16 protein-coding genes are annotated in these 19,020 nt (G+C 43.3%); 7 read left to right on the plus strand and 9 right to left on the minus strand.

Annotation, left to right across the window (positions count from 1 at the left end; genetic code table 11):
- Positions 1–81: 81 nt before the first annotated feature.
- Positions 82–513, plus strand: a complete 432-nt coding sequence (gene fur, locus ACR64G_RS01695) for a ferric iron uptake transcriptional regulator (protein ID WP_435979835.1) — start codon at positions 82–84, stop codon at positions 511–513.
- Positions 514–578: 65 nt separating this feature from the next.
- On the opposite strand, the gene ACR64G_RS01700 is transcribed toward fur, so the two are convergent.
- Both ACR64G_RS01700 and ACR64G_RS01705 read right to left on the minus strand, forming a co-directional pair.
- Entirely contained in the window at positions 579–1,700 is a 1,122-nt protein-coding gene (locus ACR64G_RS01700) for a PilT/PilU family type 4a pilus ATPase (RefSeq protein WP_435979836.1), read from the minus strand.
- 97 nt (positions 1,701–1,797) lie between these two features.
- Positions 1,798–2,835: a type IV pilus twitching motility protein PilT gene (locus ACR64G_RS01705; protein ID WP_435980611.1), complete on the minus strand. Its 1,038-nt coding sequence runs from the start codon at positions 2,833–2,835 to the stop codon at positions 1,798–1,800.
- Between the two features lie 281 nt (positions 2,836–3,116).
- Between ACR64G_RS01705 and ACR64G_RS01710 the strand changes: the two genes are divergently transcribed.
- Positions 3,117–3,854: a YggS family pyridoxal phosphate-dependent enzyme gene (locus tag ACR64G_RS01710; RefSeq protein WP_435979837.1), complete on the plus strand. Its 738-nt coding sequence runs from the start codon at positions 3,117–3,119 to the stop codon at positions 3,852–3,854.
- Between the two features lie 179 nt (positions 3,855–4,033).
- On the opposite strand, the gene ACR64G_RS01715 is transcribed toward ACR64G_RS01710, so the two are convergent.
- Positions 4,034–5,713: an NAD+ synthase gene (locus ACR64G_RS01715; RefSeq protein ID WP_435979838.1), complete on the minus strand. Its 1,680-nt coding sequence runs from the start codon at positions 5,711–5,713 to the stop codon at positions 4,034–4,036.
- 661 nt (positions 5,714–6,374) lie between these two features.
- On the opposite strand from ACR64G_RS01715, the gene ACR64G_RS01720 reads away from it, so the two are divergent.
- The 3 genes from ACR64G_RS01720 to epmA are packed head-to-tail and all read left to right on the plus strand — an operon-like array spanning position 6,375 to position 9,772.
- A complete protein-coding gene (locus ACR64G_RS01720; RefSeq protein ID WP_435979839.1) occupies positions 6,375–7,526 on the plus strand; it encodes an AI-2E family transporter in 1,152 nt (383 codons plus the stop codon).
- Between the two features lie 44 nt (positions 7,527–7,570).
- Entirely contained in the window at positions 7,571–8,689 is a 1,119-nt protein-coding gene (locus ACR64G_RS01725) for a 4-phosphoerythronate dehydrogenase (RefSeq protein ID WP_435979840.1), read from the plus strand.
- Between the two features lie 39 nt (positions 8,690–8,728).
- Positions 8,729–9,772, plus strand: a complete 1,044-nt coding sequence (epmA, locus tag ACR64G_RS01730; protein WP_435979841.1) for an EF-P lysine aminoacylase EpmA — start codon at positions 8,729–8,731, stop codon at positions 9,770–9,772.
- Between the two features lie 120 nt (positions 9,773–9,892).
- On the opposite strand, the gene ACR64G_RS01735 is transcribed toward epmA, so the two are convergent.
- The 6 genes from ACR64G_RS01735 to ACR64G_RS01760 form a co-directional block, all read right to left on the minus strand.
- Positions 9,893–10,531, minus strand: coding sequence for an NAD(P)H-binding protein (locus tag ACR64G_RS01735; RefSeq protein ID WP_435979842.1), 639 nt, complete (start codon positions 10,529–10,531; stop codon positions 9,893–9,895).
- A gap of 184 nt (positions 10,532–10,715) precedes the next feature.
- Positions 10,716–11,165 carry a YaiI/YqxD family protein gene (locus ACR64G_RS01740; protein WP_435979843.1) on the minus strand — a complete coding sequence of 150 codons (450 nt, stop codon included), beginning with the start codon at positions 11,163–11,165 and terminating at the stop codon, positions 10,716–10,718.
- Complete coding sequence (locus tag ACR64G_RS01745) at positions 11,165–12,505, minus strand: 5-(carboxyamino)imidazole ribonucleotide synthase (protein ID WP_435979844.1); 1,341 nt, start codon at positions 12,503–12,505, stop codon at positions 11,165–11,167. The genes ACR64G_RS01740 and ACR64G_RS01745 overlap by 1 nt, the downstream gene beginning before the upstream one ends.
- A 131-nt stretch (positions 12,506–12,636) precedes the next feature.
- Positions 12,637–13,188 (minus strand): 5-(carboxyamino)imidazole ribonucleotide mutase, encoded by a 552-nt coding sequence (gene purE / locus ACR64G_RS01750; RefSeq protein ID WP_435979845.1) that lies wholly within the window; start codon positions 13,186–13,188, stop codon positions 12,637–12,639.
- A 119-nt stretch (positions 13,189–13,307) separates the two neighbouring features.
- Positions 13,308–14,252, minus strand: coding sequence for a metallophosphoesterase (locus tag ACR64G_RS01755; RefSeq protein ID WP_435979846.1), 945 nt, complete (start codon positions 14,250–14,252; stop codon positions 13,308–13,310).
- Between the two features lie 36 nt (positions 14,253–14,288).
- A complete protein-coding gene (locus ACR64G_RS01760; protein ID WP_435979847.1) occupies positions 14,289–14,897 on the minus strand; it encodes a rhomboid family intramembrane serine protease in 609 nt (202 codons plus the stop codon).
- Between the two features lie 285 nt (positions 14,898–15,182).
- Between ACR64G_RS01760 and ACR64G_RS01765 the strand changes: the two genes are divergently transcribed.
- Together ACR64G_RS01765 and ACR64G_RS01770 are read left to right on the plus strand one after the other, a co-directional pair.
- The gene (locus ACR64G_RS01765; protein WP_435979848.1) at positions 15,183–16,814 is read left to right on the plus strand and encodes a hypothetical protein; all 1,632 of its coding nucleotides are present in this window, start codon (positions 15,183–15,185) and stop codon (positions 16,812–16,814) included.
- Between the two features lie 538 nt (positions 16,815–17,352).
- The gene (locus ACR64G_RS01770; protein WP_435979849.1) at positions 17,353–19,020 is read left to right on the plus strand and encodes an OmpA family protein; all 1,668 of its coding nucleotides are present in this window, start codon (positions 17,353–17,355) and stop codon (positions 19,018–19,020) included.

The following is a 19,020-nucleotide window of genomic DNA, read 5'->3' on the forward strand; positions in this document are numbered from 1 at the left end:
TAATATGCTCATTATGAGTGATTTTACCGTAATAAAAGTACCCAATCCGTTGCTAAAACTTCGACCGTTAGAAGGAGTACTATGTCTTTTACCAATCAAGATCTACGTAAAGCGGGTTTAAAAGTTACATTACCGCGTATCAAAATATTAGAGCTGCTTGAGCGAGCAGAGATGCATCATATGAGTGCAGAAGAAGTATACAAAGCGCTAATAGGGCAAGGCGAAGATGTGGGCTTGGCTACCGTATACCGCGTATTAACTCAGTTTGAACAAGCAGGAATCGTTGAGCGCCATAATTTTGAAAATAACCTATCCGTCTTTGAGATCACGCAAGAGGAGCATCATGACCACCTAGTTTGTGATGTTTGCGGCAAGATCGTTGAGTTTCATAATGAAACTATTGAAGAGGAGCAGCTCAAAGTTGCCAAAGAGCATGGTTTTAAATTGTCAGGTCATTCGTTGGTGCTTTACGGTATTTGTGGCAATAAAGAATGCCAAGACAACGCAAGATAGCAGATTTTGATTCAATAAAAACAGCGCTCACTTCGAGCGCTGTTTTTTTAGTACTAATGAAGAATTTAATTGACGACCAATGACAATCCATCAGAATCTTCATCCGTTTTTTCGCCGCGATTTTTGCCACTTAGCTTGATTTTTAGGCGTAGGTCGTTAGCAGAGTCCGCATGCATGATCGCATCTTCGTAAGTGATCTCACCCTCTTCATACAAGTCGAGCAGTGCCTGATCAAAGGTTTGCATATTGCTATCACGTGAGCGCGTCATCACTTCTTTGATTTCGTGGATATCACCTTTACGAATACAGCTACTAATCAGTTTTGAATTGAGCAAAATCTCAACCGCAGCGCGGCAGCTTTCGCCATCAGGCGTTGGAATAAGCTGCTGGGCTACGATTGCTTGCAAGTTCAATGATAGATCCATAAGCAGCTGACTGTGCCGCTCAGCTTCAAAAAAATGAATAATACGATCAATTGCTTGGTTGGCATTATTGGCATGCAAGGTTGCAAACACTAAGTGTCCCGTTTCAGCATACTGGATGGCATAACTCATGACTTCAGGGTTACGAATCTCACCAATCAAGATGACATCTGGTGCTTGACGCAAAGTATTTTTGAGACCTGCTTCAAAGGAGAGCGTATCGATACCCACCTCGCGCTGGGTAATAATACAACCGCGATGCTCATGAATAAATTCGATAGGGTCTTCGATAGTAATGATATGACCGTGAGAGTTTTGATTACGATGACCTATCATAGCCGCAAGGGTAGAGGATTTGCCTGTTCCTGTCGCACCAACCAGTAGAATAATACCGCGCTTTTTCATTGCCAGCTCTTTTAGCGAGGGCGGTAAGCACAGTTCTTCAACCGTTGGAATCTTATTCTCGATTTTACGTAAAATCATACCTGCCATATCACGCTGAACAAAAGCACTGACCCGAAAACGAGCATGCTGCGCTTTATCAGTGATAGCAAATTGACACTCGTTCGTCGTCTCAAACTCTTTAACTTGACTTGGTGTCATCACGCTTTTGACCCATGTCATAGATTGCTCGGCGGTGAGCGGTGTCTTGCCAATCGCTAGTATCTGACCATTGATCTTCATAGAAGGTGGGACATCAGCGGTTATAAAAAGGTCTGAACCGTTTTTTTTAACCATAAGCTGTAATAATTTATCAAAATCCATAGTTATCCTCTTTATCTATCCCTGTCCCTGTTATTTTATCTTAATGCTTGGGGTCAATCCTTTGATACCAATCACTCAGTGCAAAAGCCGTTTTACTCTACATAAACGCGTCTGGTTGTTTAGCATAAGGGCGAGCAACATCTTTACTAATAATGCCTTGCGCTACTAAGTTTTTAAGGGTTTGATCCAAAGTAATCATACCGTCGCTGGCTCCTGTTTGAATGGAGGAATACATCTGCGCAATTTTATTTTCGCGAATAAGGTTACGAATAGCAGGCGTGCCGAGCATAATCTCATGAGCAGCAATACGCCCGCCTGTTTGACGCTTAAGTAAGGTCTGTGAGATGACGGCTTGTAGAGATTCAGATAACATCGCTCGAATCATGTCTTTTTCGGCGGCAGGGAACACGTCAATCACACGGTCAATGGTTTTGGCCGCAGAGCTCGTATGCAAAGTGCCAAAGACTAAGTGTCCTGTTTCAGCAGCGGTCAGAGCCAAGCGTATGGTCTCAAGATCTCGCAGCTCACCAACCAAAATAATGTCAGGATCTTCACGTAGTGCTGATCGCAAAGCCGGCTCAAAACCTAAAGTATCTCTATGCACTTCACGCTGGTTGACTAGGCTTTTTTTGGACTCGTGTACAAACTCTATTGGATCTTCAATGGTCAAGATATGCTCTTTACGACTCTCGTTAATATAATCGATCATAGCGGCAAGGGTAGTTGACTTACCTGAACCGGTAGGCCCTGTCACCAAGACTACGCCGCGCTTAAAGTCAGAGACACGCTTGAACACCTCGCCCATGCCCAAATCCTCCATTGTCAATACTTTAGAGGGAATCGTACGAAATACCGCGCCTGCGCCGCGATTTTGATTGAACGCATTCACACGAAAACGTGCCAAATCTGGAATCTCAAAAGAAAAATCGGTCTCAAAGAATTCTTCAAAATCTGCACGCTGCTTGTCATTCATAATGTCATAAATAAGCTGATGCACCACTTGATGCGTCATCACAGGCATATTGATACGAGTCATCTCACCATCGACGCGAATCATCGCTTGCATGCCCGCTGATATATGTAGATCTGATGCATTGTGCTTGACCGCAAACCGCAATAAATCTTCAATGTTCAAGGTATTCTTTTCAGCCATAATTGAGCAATCCTATTAGTAACAATGAATCAGTAGCATTAAATCATGAATAAAAACATACAGTGCAAAATCAATAAGTACTCAAATGTGAAATACTGTAGATGAGCTAAGATAACAATATCATAACCACTCAGACAATATTTAAATATCTAAGAAAAATTTAAAAAGTAAAATATATGCCATATTAAGATAAAATCTGAAAACAATATCATCATAGATAAAGGCGATAGCCTGAGTATCGCAAACGACTAAAAGAGAGACTTATGGACGCTAAGCACGTAGATAAAAATGAGAGCTCCACAAAAGTAAGCTTCGATAGCAAAGGTTTGATTGAGCGCTGGCAGCAAACGCTTGGACAAATCAAAGACGCCTGTGAGTCATCGCAAACAGATAACGTTACTTTGCTTGCGGTTTCAAAAACCAAACCAGTATCAATGATCGCCGCTTTAGCTGAGCAAGGGCAGCAACATTTTGGGGAAAATTACTTGCAAGAAGCGCTTGAAAAGATAGAAGTGCTAAAAAACGACACAAAAGCGAGTGAGGTCGTTTGGCATTACATCGGCAGTATTCAGCGCAACAAGACGCGAGATATTGCTGAAAATTTCGATTGGGTACAGACCCTTGAGCGCGATATTATCGCTAAGCGGCTGAACGAGCAAAGACCAGAGAGTATGACGCCACTCAACGTTTTGATCCAGCTTAATATTGACAATGAAGACAGTAAATCAGGATGTTTACCAAGCGAGCTGCCTAAGTTGATAGCGTCCATAAAAGACTATAAGCGTCTGTGTTTGCGCGGTTTGATGATCATCCCATCCAAAGCAGATACAGATGCTTTTGTGCGTACCCAGAAACTGTTTAACGAGATTAAAGACGCGCACTCAGAGCTTATCGCTTGGGATACTTTGAGTATGGGCATGAGTGGCGATATGGCGGAGGCTATCGCAGGCGGCTCTACTACGGTACGTGTCGGTACAGCAATCTTTGGCGCGCGCGATTAACTTCAAAAAGTAATCTATAAGTTATCTTCAAGTTTGGTGACTAAGAGTTGATTGATTTTGAGACGATCCGTTGCCAGAATCTCAAATTGAGAATGAGCATAGTCAATGGGCGTCATGTCACTAAAAAAGCTGAGCAAGTGCTCAGCTTATAATAAATCGTTGATGCAGAGCTTTATAAATTAACCTTTTATAGACCACTTATTCATTAAAGGATAGCGGCGCTCACGACCAAAAGCTTTGTGACTAATTTTGGTGCCAAGTGGCGCCTGAGCACGTTTAAACTCGCTACGATCGACTAGGCCGATGACTCGGGCGACGACATCAGCATCAAACCCTTTATCGATGATGTCTTGATAACCCATATCTTCATCAATATACATCGTCAAGATACCATCCAATACATCATAGCCAGGCAAGCTGTCTTGGTCTTTTTGATCAGGACGTAGTTCCGCTGATGGTGGACGAGTAATCACCCGCTCAGGAATAACGGGCGTATCCTCCAAGCGATTACGGTAATTTGCCAAGTCATACACTTGCGTTTTATAGACGTCTTTTAGCACATCAAAACCGCCTGCCATATCACCATATAGGGTTGAGTAACCCACCGCCAGCTCAGACTTATTACCGGTTGTGATGACCAGATGACCAAATTTATTGGACAATGCCATAAGTACTACGCCGCGCGCGCGGGCTTGAATGTTCTCTTCGGTAGTATCGGCAGGCGACTTGTTGAATAAAGGCGCTAGCGTATGGCGAATGCCTTCAACCGCATCAAAGATAGGACAGACGGTATAAGAGACATTGAGACGGCGCGCTTGTGCTTGCGCGTCCTCTAGACTGATCTGCGAGGTGTACTCATACGGCATCATCACCGCATAGACTTTGTCAGCGCCTAACGCATCTACCGCGATGCAAAGCGTTAATGCCGAATCAATACCACCCGATAGACCGACGATGATACCAGAGAACCCTGATAAATTGACGTAATCTCGCAGACCAACAACCAAGGCCTGATACATCTCAGACTCACGGCTCAATGACAGCGGCGCTTTGTTTTGAGTATTAAATGAGTTGCTCTTGATATCTAAAGTGGCGAGCAATAACTGATTCATAAAGCGCGGGGCTTCATGAGCGATGTTACCATCCGCTTGCATGATCATAGAGCCGCCATCGAATACCAAATCATCTTGTCCGCCAACCGCATTGACATAAACGATAGGTAGGTTATGCTCGCGGCTACGTTTGATGAGCATGTCTTTACGCTGGTCTTGTTTACTACTCTCAAATGGCGAGGCATTTAGGCTGACGATAAGATCAGCACCTTGCTCTTTGAGATCGGCAATAGGTCCTTTTTCCCACAAGTCTTCACAGATGAGCAGACCGATAGTAATACCTTTGTAGTCGAACAACACCTGATTGCGACCTTTATCGAAGTAGCGACGCTCATCAAAAACGCCGTAATTTGGCAATATTTGCTTGTGATAAAAGCCTTTTTGATGACCATTATGTAAGATCGCGGCTGAATTAAAGGTACCGTGATGGTCGACATGAGGGTAGCCGACAATCATGACGATATCGTCGATATCACTCAGGCTTGATAAGGCGCTTTTGATACGACCAGATAAGCTTGGACGTAGTAATAAATCTTGCGGCGGATAGCCTAATAATGCCAGCTCAGGAAAGACGATGACATCAGCGCCTTGCTCGCGTGCTTGTAGTGCTAAGGTACGCATTTTTTCAGCGTTAGTGATGATATCACCGACCAAAAACTGCGCTTGCGCTAATGCAAAGGTGACAGTGTTTACAGGCTTGTCGCTTGGGTTATTTGTAGAGTTTGGATTATCAGTGTCTTTTGACATTGTTATTGTTCCTATTTATGTTATGCAAATGGTTTTATATAAAATTATTATTAATTAGAATCTAAGCTCAAATCTTGAGCTTAGAATAACGTCTACATCAGTAGGGCTTAGGCATTAATACAACGCCTGACTATCAGCTCTAACGAATGCTCTATATTTGATTCAAAGTGTCTTAATTATTAACGACTAATACAATTTATAGTGCACTTTAATTTCAACAAAACAGCCTAGTTATAATCACTTATAGATGACGCAAAAGTGGTCTGAATCTAGCAGACAACCGCTCTAGTATAGCATTAATTAAAGACCCTTATAGAACGCGCCGGTGATTTAGCACGGCTATTAACTCAGTAAGACGCCTATACAAAGTGACGCAAAATAACAAAGCCATTTTATCACTTAGCCGAGATTGCTATTGCTTAGAATCACAGTTGTAAGTAAAAGTTACAACACAGTATTATATATTCGTTATATTCTAATGCATAATGATAACTATTGACTGATATGGCTTTTTGACTTGAGCTGATTTCAAGTTTTTGGCTAATACTGATATTCTTAATTTGCCATCAAATACAGCTTATAGCTTTTGTCTATAAGCTGATTTTTATTTATCTATTACTTTATAGCAAAACTCTTGCTCACTGATTTTGGTTACACCGCTATGATTGAACACTGGACAAAAGAGTTTATTATTCAGCGCTTGCTGGCTATTACGTTGCTGGCAGTACTGTTTATATTATGCTTTCAGGTAATACAGTTCTTTATAGTACCTGCACTTTGGGCGGCGATTTTGGCTTATGTCACTTTTCCTGTTTATCAGTTTTTTAATGAGAAAGCTCGGTTTAGCTCTGGGGTTAGTGCTGGGGTTATGACTGTGAGCATTACTCTTATCATCGGGATACCGCTTGTCTTTGGTCTCTTTATTTTGCAACAAGAAGCGGTGAGTTTGATTAGTAATTTGATCTATCGTATTCGAGTCGGCTATTTAGATGTGCCTGAATCTATCAAAGACTTGCCTATCATAGGTCAACAGGTCAAAGACGTGTTATGGAGAATCAATAAAAACCCAGAAGAGACACTTGAGGCCTTTCGGGTTTGGGTACAGTCGCATTTATATTATGGCAAAGTTGCTCTTGATGTTGTGCTCAGTAGTCTGGCCAAACTTGGTATGGCACTGATGACACTTTTTTTCTTTTACCGCGATGGTACTAGCTTGATCCGCCAAATTCGTCAAGCACTACGCAATATTATTGGCAATCGTATCGATGGTTATATTGACTCTGTAGGTACAACCACACGTGCTGTCGTCTACGGTATTGGCCTGACGGCGCTTGCGCAAGCCCTGCTTGCTGGTATCGGCTATTACTTCGCTGGTGCGCCCAGTCCTATTTTATTGACTATTGTTACCTTCATCATTGCGCTGATTCCTTTTGGCACGCCATTTGTTTGGGGTGGGGTGTCGATCTGGTTACTTAGTCAAGGCTATACCGCTGAGGGTATTGGTCTGGCATTATGGGGCACGTTAGTGATTAGCTGGGTGGATAATTTGATTCGTCCTATCGTCATTAGCGGTGCGACCAAGATTCCGTTTATTATCATTTTTATCGGGGTGCTCGGCGGTTTGACGGCTTTTGGTTTTGTGGGCTTATTTATTGGACCTGTCGTACTCGCCATCGGTCTTGCGGTTTGGCGTGAGTGGATATCCAATCACAAAAATGAAGTGTTTGCGCCAAAAGAAACGATTTTGGATGATGGTAAGCTACTAGCGTCTGCTAATGAAGCCACCGTTGATAAAGGCAACACAGACACTTGATGCTTATAATAGAATATAACTGACTACGACCTACTAATGACTTTATGATAAATAACGCCAAAAATCTTACTATCGTTGCAGATAACAACATTGCCAGTCTCGCTGAATTTTTTACTACCGCAAATTTGAGTCAAACGAGTGATCAAATGATTAACGTCGTTAGCGTCGCTGGACGTGATATTGACGCCTCGTTATTGAGTAGCTTGCAGCCCGATGTTCTTTTGATACGCTCAGTGACTCAGGTCGATGAGATGTTGCTCAAAGATAATAACAGTGTGAATTTTGTTGGTTCTGCCACAATAGGAACTGATCATGTCGATCAGCAGTATCTAAAATCTCGCAATATTACTTTTGCCAATGCAGCGGGGTGTAGCAAGCACTCGGTGGCGCAATACGTATTGACAGCTATATTGACGCTGCGTCCCCAGTATTGGCAAAAGCCAATGACACTTGGCATTATCGGACTGGGCAATATCGGTAGTACACTGGCTCAGTACGCCACCGATCTAGATTGGCGAGTGCTCGGTTATGATCCGCTATTACCTGCATCGACCATTAATAATGCCAGCTTTGAGCAAGTGCTTACACAGAGTGATGTGGTCAGCTTGCATGTACCTCTGACTTATAAATATACTGCCGTAAATACGAATGGCAGCAGCGCTTATCCAACGCATCATCTTATCGATAGTGATGCTTTGGCGAAGATGCCAGCAGATACACTACTTATCAATAGTGCTCGCGGGCCTGTCATTGATGGCTCTGCGCTCGAAGCAGATATGGGATGTACGAGTAGGCAGGTAGTGCTTGATGTGTTTGAGAACGAGCCGCAAGTGGCTGAGAGTCTACTATTTAAACTCGCTATCGCCACCCCGCATATTGCAGGTTATACCTTGGAGGGTAAGCTACGCGGCACGCAAATCATCTATGATGCACTCTGTATCAAGCTAGCAGTGATACCTACCCAATCTATGAATACTCTGCTACCTATCAATATGTTTTTGTGGTCTGAGCTCAGAGATGATCCAAATCAGCTTGTCAAGTTCTACGACATAATGCAAGATGATGCGGCTTTGAGACACAAAATTGCTGATGGAGAAGTAAGCGGGGCAGATTTTGATCAGCTGCGCCGTGAGTATCATCTACGTCGCGAATGGCAGGCTTGATATGACAAAACTGATAATAGTCCATCATAGTAGACCCTTATGACCTCACTGAACCATGCACCTAATAATAAGCCTGGCTATGCAGCCAGCTACATGCCAACGATGACGCTGGCAATGGCACAAAAACGTGCGCAGATGCTTGCTGATATCAGGCAGTTTTTTGCAACGCGTCAAGTATTAGAAGTGCAAACACCGCTATTGTCGCAAGCGGGTAATACTGACACCTTTTTGCAATCGGTAGCGGCTCAAGTCACGTATCAAGACCGACCGCATACTTACTATTTACATACCTCGCCTGAATTTGCGATGAAACGTGTGCTTGCCAGTTGGCGCGTACCCATTTATCAGATATGCACTGTATTTCGGGATAATGAGATTGGCTCACGGCACAATATAGAATTCACCATGCTCGAATGGTATCAGCTGAATTATACTTTGGCTGATTTGGCAGATGAGCTTGGGCAGATGTTAGAGGTGCTCTACGGTTATCCTGTGGTGATGAATCACTATCGTTATGTCGATGCTTTTATGGATTTTGTTGGTATTCATCCGTTGACGGCTAGTATCTCAGCACTACAGGCAGTAGCAGAGGATAGAGGATTACTTACTTTTAATTCTCAGAATAACCTGGGTATCAAGAAACAAAACACTGATAAAGAAGTACGACAAGAGTGGCTAGACTTGCTATTTAGTCACGAGGTAGAGCCATATTTAGGTCATGAGTTGCCAACGCTAATTATTGAGTATCCACCAGCGACTGCTGCGCTAGCAAAAACAGCTTTGGACAAAGACGGTAACGAGATTGCCAAGCGTTTTGAGCTATATATTAACGGTATCGAGATTGCAAATGCCTATGACGAGCTAGCAGACGGACGGGCACTAAGAGTGCGTTTTGAGCAGGACAATCAATTGCGCCGCCATCATAATTTGCCGTCAATGCCTATTGATGAGCATCTACTCGCTGCTTGTGATGACTTGCCGCCTTGTAGCGGGATTGCGCTCGGTTTAGATCGTTTGCTGATGGTGGTAACTGACGCGAAAAATATACAAGACGTCATTACTTTTCGGAGTGGTCAAGCATAAATTTTAGTACTCTAAGAAACTATATGGTCAGTAGGTCTGAGCATAAAAAAGCAGGCTGCCTTTTCTGGTAGTCTGCTTTTTTATTAAAACCACTGTATTAAAATAAAAATAAAAATATAATTATATTTTAGTAATCGCATCGGTAATAGCTGTCTCGCCATTGTGCATACTAAAGACTTGCTTGATTGTGTTATCAGCATGTAATACCGCAGCCAAAGTACTTGCTACGTCTTTGATTGAATTCTCACCTGAATCGTTATCATCGATAGTAATTTTGCCTGTTGCTTCTCGCTCTTTGAGTGCGCCCGCTTGTACAACGGTATAGTCAAGGGTGCTGTTATTGACGAGCCACTGATCTGCATAATGCTTACAGATGTAATAGTCTTTCAAATCTTTGATGCCAGGGCTATCCCATTGACTGGTATCTAGAGAGAACACCGTACTGAGCATGATGTAACGCTTGATACCTTTGTCTTGAGTGGCCTGCATAGTCTTAACCGCACCATGTAGATCCACTTCTAATACGTTTTTGCCCCCTGAACCTGCGACGAAATACACCGCATCAATATTTCCATCAATTTGGTTTTGAATATCATCTTTGTGAGCGGTAATATCTAAATCAAGTTGAGTGTAGTTGTCGTTGCCGAATAGTTTTTCATTTTGTCTGGTCGTACCGATAACTTGATGATCGTCATTTAATAATTGTTCGACCAAATCACTACCGACACGGCCACTGGCCCCTATTACTAAAATTTTCATATTTACTCCTATCTTTTTTAAATAGTGTTTGAATGATGGTTTATCTAAAACCTACCACTAATATAACAAAAAAATCGGCACACATCGTTATGATGCGTGCCGATTGCATAGTGTTTGGTTATAGCGTGTATAGCCTTTGCAAGGAATAAATAAGTAAGGGTTGAAGTCGTACTTTTGACAACCTCTAGCGCACTAATTTGTTTAGACCGTCGGCAAAGGCTTTTTTGTCACGGTCACCATATGGCTTTTGTCCGCTCATCTCTTGCAATTCCAGCACGCCCGTACCGCGCATGGTATCCATAAAGTCACGCATGTTGAGCTTTTGCTTGATGTTGTTTTTGTCATAGATGACGCCGCGCGTGGTTAGCACCATACCGCCTTTATCCAAGATATCATTAGCTAGAGGAATATCGCTGGTAATCGCCAAATCGCCTGCCTGAATTTTTTCGACGATATAATCATCAGCCTTATCGAACCCTTGTGGTACTACCGTCATCACTAACAGCGGAGATTTACGTAGCTTAATAGGTTGATTGGCGACAAAAATTGCCATCGTCTGCGTGCGCTCTGCGGTTTTGATGATTAAGTCTTTGGCTATGAGAGGCACTGAGTCAGCGTCAATCCAAATTTGCATTACTTTTTTGCCTTGTCATTTGATTTAGTTTTACTTGTACTTAGATCTAAGTCTTTAGCCGTCTCGCTTACTTCAATACTGGCATGAGCGTCTAGTTGACTCAACTCTGGCTCTGCTGATTTGTTTGCTATATCTGAGTGTTTTTTATCTAAACCCACTTTATTGGGTAGTACGGCGATTAGCCTGCTCAAACTAGGTTCAAGGTTAGCGACGTCATTTGGCATCAAAGTAATATGAGCGATTTTGCGATTGTCACGCTCAGATTTATGATAACTGTGATAATGAGCGCCATCGATTTCGAGCACTTTACTGATGTCTGGGTACTGACCGAGTACATTGAGCATAATAGCAGGATGAATATTACCGGTATCACCCAAGGGTAGACCAACTACCGCGCGAATATGGTTCTCAAACTGACTGGTGACTGCGCCCTCAATGCTCCAATGTCCAGAGTTGTGTACGCGCGGGGCAATCTCGTTGGCAAGCAGACAGTCATGACCACGCGTATCTTTGGTCACAAACAATTCAAGCGCCATCGTACCGACATAATCAAGATGATTCATGACGGTGGTAATAGCGTCTTTTGCCCGCTCAAATAAGTGACTCGTCCCGACAGCAGGCGCTTGAGTCTTGGCTAGTATACCTTGATAGTGATGGTTTTCGACCAAATCGTAGCAGCGCACTTGACCATCTACGGCACGGGTCGCGATAATAGAGAGCTCACGACTAAAATCAATAAACCCTTCGGCGATTAAGGGGGCAGGGGTTGGTGTCAAGCTACCTTGTCCGCTCACCGCGTCTTTGAGCGCATGCCAAGCCGCTTTTATATCATTGTCTGTTCTAATAACAAACTGACCTTTGCCATCGTAGCCGCCGCGACTGGTTTTGAGTACGATAGGGAGACCTAAAGATTCGCAGGCTTGGGTGAGTTCAGCTTGAGTGTTGACAGCGACAAAGGGCACCGTTGCAATATTAAGAGTATTGAACATCTGCTTTTCTTTTAGGCGATCTTGCGCTACATCAAGGGCAATAGGCGGTGGATACATACCTTGTTTTTGCCCTGATTTTGCTAGATCTGCTAGCTGCTCGACAATCGCTGTGGGTGTGTTCTCAAACTCTAAGGTAAACACGTCCGCTACAGCGATAAATTCCTCTAATTGCTCACCACTAAAGACGCGCCCGTATAGGCTTGCTGGGCACGCCGCGTTGTCCTCCAAAAACACACAGCGATAGCCAAGTGGCATGGCGGCCTCAGCGAGCATCATACCGAGCTGACCGCCCCCTAATATGCCTATAGTACGAATCGTTTGGGTGGTAGGATAAGCATTGTCTGTCGTCATAGCAGGCTCTTTTGAGTCATCAGAAAGGGTGATATCAACATATAAAAGTATAGAGGGTACATTAAAATAGGAAAAGGTGCACTAGAGGCACCTTGTCTTTGATAAATTCTATTCAAAATTTTTATACTGTTTTAACGATTAATAATACCGGGAATGGGGCTGGCAAGAATCGTCTCGGTTTGCGTGTGACGCAAGTCTTGTAGCTTAGTCGCAATCAGATTATCATGCAATGCCAAGACTTGAATGGCTAATAATGCTGCATTATAGGCACCAGCGCTACCGATTGCCAGAGTACCAACCGCAACCCCTTTTGGCATTTGTACAATAGAGAGCAAGCTGTCCCAGCCGCTAAGCATCGAGGATTTTACGGGAACACCAAAGACGGGTAGCGGTGTTTGACTGGCACACATACCCGGCAGATGCGCCGCCCCGCCCGCACCAGCGATAATGACTTGTAAACCCTTGTCTTTTGCGCCTTTGGCATAGTCAAACAATCTGTCAGGAGTACGGTGCGCAGAGACCACTTCGCATTCAAAAGCAATACCAAAATCCGCTAACAACTGCGCCGCCGCGCTCATTGTTGCCCAATCTGATTGTGAACCCATGATAATGCCTACTTTAGGCTGACCTGCTGGGGAGACGATAGCGTTATTTTGGTCAGTAGCGTGATCAGGGGTGCTCATAGGGCAATGTCCTCAAAAAGACCATCATACAAAATTTTTGCTCGTGCCGTAAAGACAAGATTGCCTTTGTCCGCCAAATTTAACATATGACTTCGTTTCGGTGATGGGTTATAGGTATTCTATGTATGGCGGTATTGTACAAAGTTATTTGGGCTAAGGGGCAGTGGGCACTCAGTATCAAGCTGATAACAAGTCAAATAACCACTGTCAACCGCCGCTGAATAATCGGTACAGACCACCTGCGTACTGAGCGGCGTAGGTGTCCCTGTCAGCCAGTAGTGACCGACAAATATAGGTTTGTCCGTCTTGAGAGTAAAATCAATAGGCTCAGCCTTGGTATCGAGAGGAATCTGCGCTATCGCTGAATGAGGCGCACGCGCAATCTCACGAATCGGACGATTATCAAGATCATCTAGCCACCACCGTACTCGTACTCGCGAACGTGTGGTACCTTCTTTATCTACCATCACGATACCTTTAGGTAACGGCGTCTCCACACCTTTTAATACACGCTCTAGTGCATCAAACATTGGTGTATGCTTTTTTGAGGTGAGCGTTAAGGCTTGAGGGGTTAGACAGTTATCTCGAGTTAATAGCGGTTTGAGTATGGCCATGCTATCGACATCCCAGCAGGCATGAACGAAACAAGCCGAGTCAGTCTCAAGCCACAATGGAATCTCACAAAAGCGTTTAAGCCAATAATGATGTCGCTCTGAGCCAAAAGGTACCTCAGCTAAAAACGCTTCGTGCTGGCGTGTATGTGTCTCATTATGCTCACGTAAATAGTTCTCAGCATGTTCAGGGTCTAGAGTGGCGAATGCCAACGCATTATATTCATGATTGCCCATCACCGCGTCAGCGACATCAGCATCGAGCATCGCAAAGACGATGTCGAGCGTCTTGATTTGCTGAGGACCACGATCAATCAAGTCGCCTATAAATAAAGCGCGGTGACCTTTGGGCGGCATAAAACACTGACCGTTATGCTGATAACCGAGCTGAGTGAGCAGTCCTATAAGCTTGTCCGCATAACCGTGAATATCGCCAATAATATCTATAATCATAAAGTATGATAGAACCTAAAAGTTTAAAGAAAAAGTTTAAAGAATAGGAGAGAGTAACTCACTGATAAAGTGCGGAATAACTTGTGGCTCTAGAATTATTGTCGCTATAACACCAAAGGCGCCGCCCCACAAATGAGCCATATGGTTGATATTGGAGCCGCCGCGTCTATCGGCATAAATGCTATAAGCTACATAGGCTACAGCAAATAGTATCGCTGGGATAGGCACGATAGCAAATAGATATAGAGTATCCCATGGCGCAAGCAATATAAAAGCGAACAGAACCGCTGATACACCGCCTGAGGCACCGAGACTAAGATAACTGGCATTGTTTCTGTTTTTGATATAACTTGGAATCATTGCCACAATGATAGCAAGCACATAAAATACAACAAAGCCATAACCCCAGAGATAAGGTTGATATAGTCCTTCAATAGCGCGGCCAAAAAAGTATAAAGTAAACATATTAAAGAGCAGATGCATACTATCGGCGTGAATAAAACCATGAGTAACAAATCGATCCCATTGTCCCTGCTCTACCGCTGGCGGGTAAAAAATCAGTCGATTAAATAGCGCTTTGTTTTGCCAAGCAAGCAGACTGATAATGACCGTCACAATAATAATAAGTGTAGTATGATTAAGCAAAAAAGTAATCCTTAGGCCAAGCCTATTATATGACACGCTCTAAGTTTCAAGCCTTTTGATCAAAATAAAACTACGAATATTTGATCTAGGATGACGATGAGTAGAACAGACTAGAGATCTAGTAGCTTACATCAATATAAAGCAATCAAGATGATATCGAGTGATGATGAGTAAGGCTTCGTATTACGAGCGTAACGATGCTTGCAAGAGAGGATACTCAACGCACAAACCTTGTAAATGAATAGACCTTGTGATTGACGGATAAGTTGAGGAAAGCGGTATATTATGAACATCATTGAACATCTAGAACAGACGGTCAGCACTGTCGTCTTAGGCAATAGCATGGATGCTGCGCAGCTTAGTCTACTTGAGCAGTTTTACGCGATTTTGGCAACGCGTCTGTCCATGCCAAAAGTCTACTCAATGCTACTTCGCAGTGACCAAATTAATGTACCTGTTCATGAGGCTATTCATGACTCTTTGTTTGAGCAGGTATGGCAAGACCCTCATGCCCGTCAAATTATTATCAAAGAATTGTCAGCCGCGCATCATATCAATGAGATAGTCACCACGCAACTGCTGATCAACGCGGCACCTATCGCTTATCAAGCGCTTAATGATCATGCTAGTGGTCAGTTTTTGCCCGCCTATTTGCAAACGCAACAACCAGTGTTACGCCAATATCTACCAGTATGGTCAGCACCAGTTATCGCTGATCATCTTATAGGTGCGACTCCTGAGATTATAGTCTTACCCTCTTCGTCAGAGGTCTTAAATCCTGATACATCCTCAGTAGTTGGCCAATCAACAGTAGCTGACCAATCAGATTTTGATAATACAAAGAAAGATAAGAGCGTATTGCCTTTAGCAACCGGTGTTGAGCAAGAGGCGTTCGTTGATACGGACGCCATCCATGCCAATCCCTCCAAGCATCATTATTCTGAGTATTGTGATTCTGAGCAAAATAAATCTGATTCTGTTCGTATAGCAAACAACCCTGAGCTCTTGACTACTCGACCCTTTAGAAAGGTACGCGCTCACAATATAAGCGTTCGAAAAATATCTTGGCTTATATTTGCCTTAGCGGTATTAGCAGGAATAGGACTGACTTGGGCGCTAGTTATTAAGCCCAAGCAAGTCGTAGTAGATACTCCTGCGCCGCCCACTATGGTCACACCGACAGAAGAACCAGCGGCGATACCCTTAACGCCTATATCGATGATCGTAGGTGTTGATGATAGCGGTCAGCTATACACGTGTAACGCAACTGTAGGCAACATCACTATGCAAAATGCACTCATACAGGCGTTTAATGTTAGCTTCGGTGAGCAAGCTAGCACTTGTGAGGTTACCATTGCCGAGGGAGTCGCCACTGGTTTATCTAATATGACGGTACAAAGGTTACCGGATATGTTGACTTTGCTTAGAGCAGTACCGTTTGCACGTTTACAATTACAGGATGAGCGCATTATATTAGAAGCGCCTGATGATATGCTGCTCCAGCAGCTCCTCGGTGATATGCGAATTATTGTCCCGACTATGCAGATCAATAGCGCCGTTCCCATACCTTTACCTGACAGCACCGCTATAAATAATGAGAACACTATTATTGGTGTGGATAATGCTACTGGTATGAATAATTCGCTTGAAAATGAAGCTTTGACTAATCAGAGCAATAATGAGACGTCTAGTATAAATAATTATCAGCCTAATGATGATACTGGAGATAGAATTATCTCTGATCCATTGGGCAACAATATAGGTAATGATATAGGAAGCAGTGCACAAAACCGTTCTCAAAATACCAATCGAGGCATAAGTCCTCTACCTACTGTACCAGCAGGTCCGATATCTGTGTCTGAAGTAGATGAGATGGCAAGTAGAGAGATTAGAGTCGATCCGGTGAGAGCCAACTAGATATAAGCAACTGTTAAAAATACTGACTATTGACAGCTCATCATATACAAGATAAACCGCATATAAGATAAGTACAGCAACTGAGACTAATAGAGCGCACTTTTGTAAGAGAAGACACCTATCAAGCTCAGACGTCTTTATGATAAACGTAATGTTAATATGTTAACAGATATTACATTTAGTTATTCTTAGTTACGTGTAACATCTTTAATATTACCTAAAGTAGCATTTGTACAACATCACATTAGTTGTGAGTGACGGGTTAATGATTATACTAAGACAATAGTGAAGTAAATCAATAAGTAATACAAAATGACGACGACAATTATGAAGAATTAAACGTAAAATCTTGTTTTTTTACTCCATTTGTCGTCTATTTACTTATTACACGTAGTAAAGCTATTTGACACGTACGACAAGATACACCTGCTAACTTCCCAAGTGGCGGTTCGTAAGAGTACAAGTTTTGGTGCAACTTTTAAATGTTTGCGATTCTAAAAACCATTATATAAACATTAATTATTAGAGGATATGAGATATGGATATTATCAGTCATTTGACACGAACGGTCAGCCCAGCTGTATTAGGCGATGACCATAGCCCAGCTAAAAAGAGTTTGCTTGAGCAGTTCTACGCGATATTCGCAGCGCGTTTAGCTGACAATGAGACTTATGGACGTTTCTCTAACGAAAACATCGCCCGTGATGATCAAGGCTTTTATGATCGAGTATGGACAGATGGCGCACATCGTGATCGCATATCACGTGAGCTTGCAGGCGCACACAACGTCGATGCCACAGCTTCTCGTGGGTTGATTGCTATGGCAGCACCACTTGCTTACCATGAAATAAAGAGCTTGGCAGGTACGACGCCAGTGCCACAGTTTTTGAATGATAATTTATCCAGCTATCAGCAACATATTCCAGCATGGGCGAGTGCGGTTATTCCTGCGGGCATGCTAGCTGCAGCTCCTGTTGTAGGTCACCGTATCTCGGATACGACAAGCACAGCGCCGCTAGTACGTGAAGAGGAGAAAGACGGTAGCTTTATGAAAGCGCTGTTACCTATTATTGGTTTAATTATTTTAGGTGCACTTGCTTGGGCACTCCTAAGAGGTTGCCAAGATGATCCAACACCTGTTGCCACGCCTGTAGTCGCTGAAGAAGTTGTGGAAGATGAGCAGACTATGGTTGCCTCTGCCATTGAACCTGCTTCATTAGCGCTTGCTACTGGCGAAGGAAATACTTTGTTTGCTTGCCGTATGAATGTTGGTGATGAGGCATTACAAACGACCCTTATGAATGCATTATCAACTACTTTCGGTGGAGAATCGGATAAGTGCCGTGCCGATGTCGATGATAGCTTCGCAGCCGACATGCCAGCGAGTGCTGTCCTAGCCGCTATTTTACCTATTTTTCAAAGCTCTCCAAACGCTACTATGATCATTAAAGGTGATCGTATTCTGGTTAATTCACCAGATGCTGCTGGACTTGAGCAGCTAGTTGCTGACATTCAAGCTGCTGCTCCAGGATTTATGGTATCAGCAGAAGGGCCGCTTGATATTCAAGGTGAGATCGATAACAGTCTAGTTGCTGCTGATACTGCCTTAAATAACATTGGTGAAAACCCAGATCCACGTGATGTCGCTCGCGCATTGAGCCTACAAGTCATCAACTTCACTCTCGATGATGCCTTTATTCCAGATGCTAACAAGCCTTTCTTAGATCGTGCTGCCAAAATTATTACAGAAGTGCCTAATATGGAACTGGTCATTATTGGTCATACGGATGCACAAGCTTCGAATGCATATAATATGGAATTATCACAAGAGCGTGCTGATTCAGTGAGAGACTATTTAGTATCGCAGGGTGTTGATGCTAGTAAATTGACCACTAAAGGTATGGGTGAAACAGATCCAATTGCTACTAATGCGACTGAACAAGGTCGTTTCCGTAACCGTCGTATTGAGTTTACTTTGTACGATAGTAGTATGGTAGATGGTAATGGTATTGCTATTACTGCTGGTGACGGTGGTGATATGGGTACCAATATAACGCCTGATAATAATATGTCAGATCCAGATTTGAATCCTTTGGATGGAACGATGCCAGACCCAGATTTAAACCCTCTCGATAGCAATAATGATGATTTGCTACCAGATGGTGATGATCCAACTCAAGGCACAGTAGTGGACCCAACTAACTAA

The sequence above is a fragment of the Psychrobacter sp. DM4 genome (assembly GCF_051307035.1).
Classification (GTDB): Bacteria; Pseudomonadota; Gammaproteobacteria; order Pseudomonadales; family Moraxellaceae; genus Psychrobacter.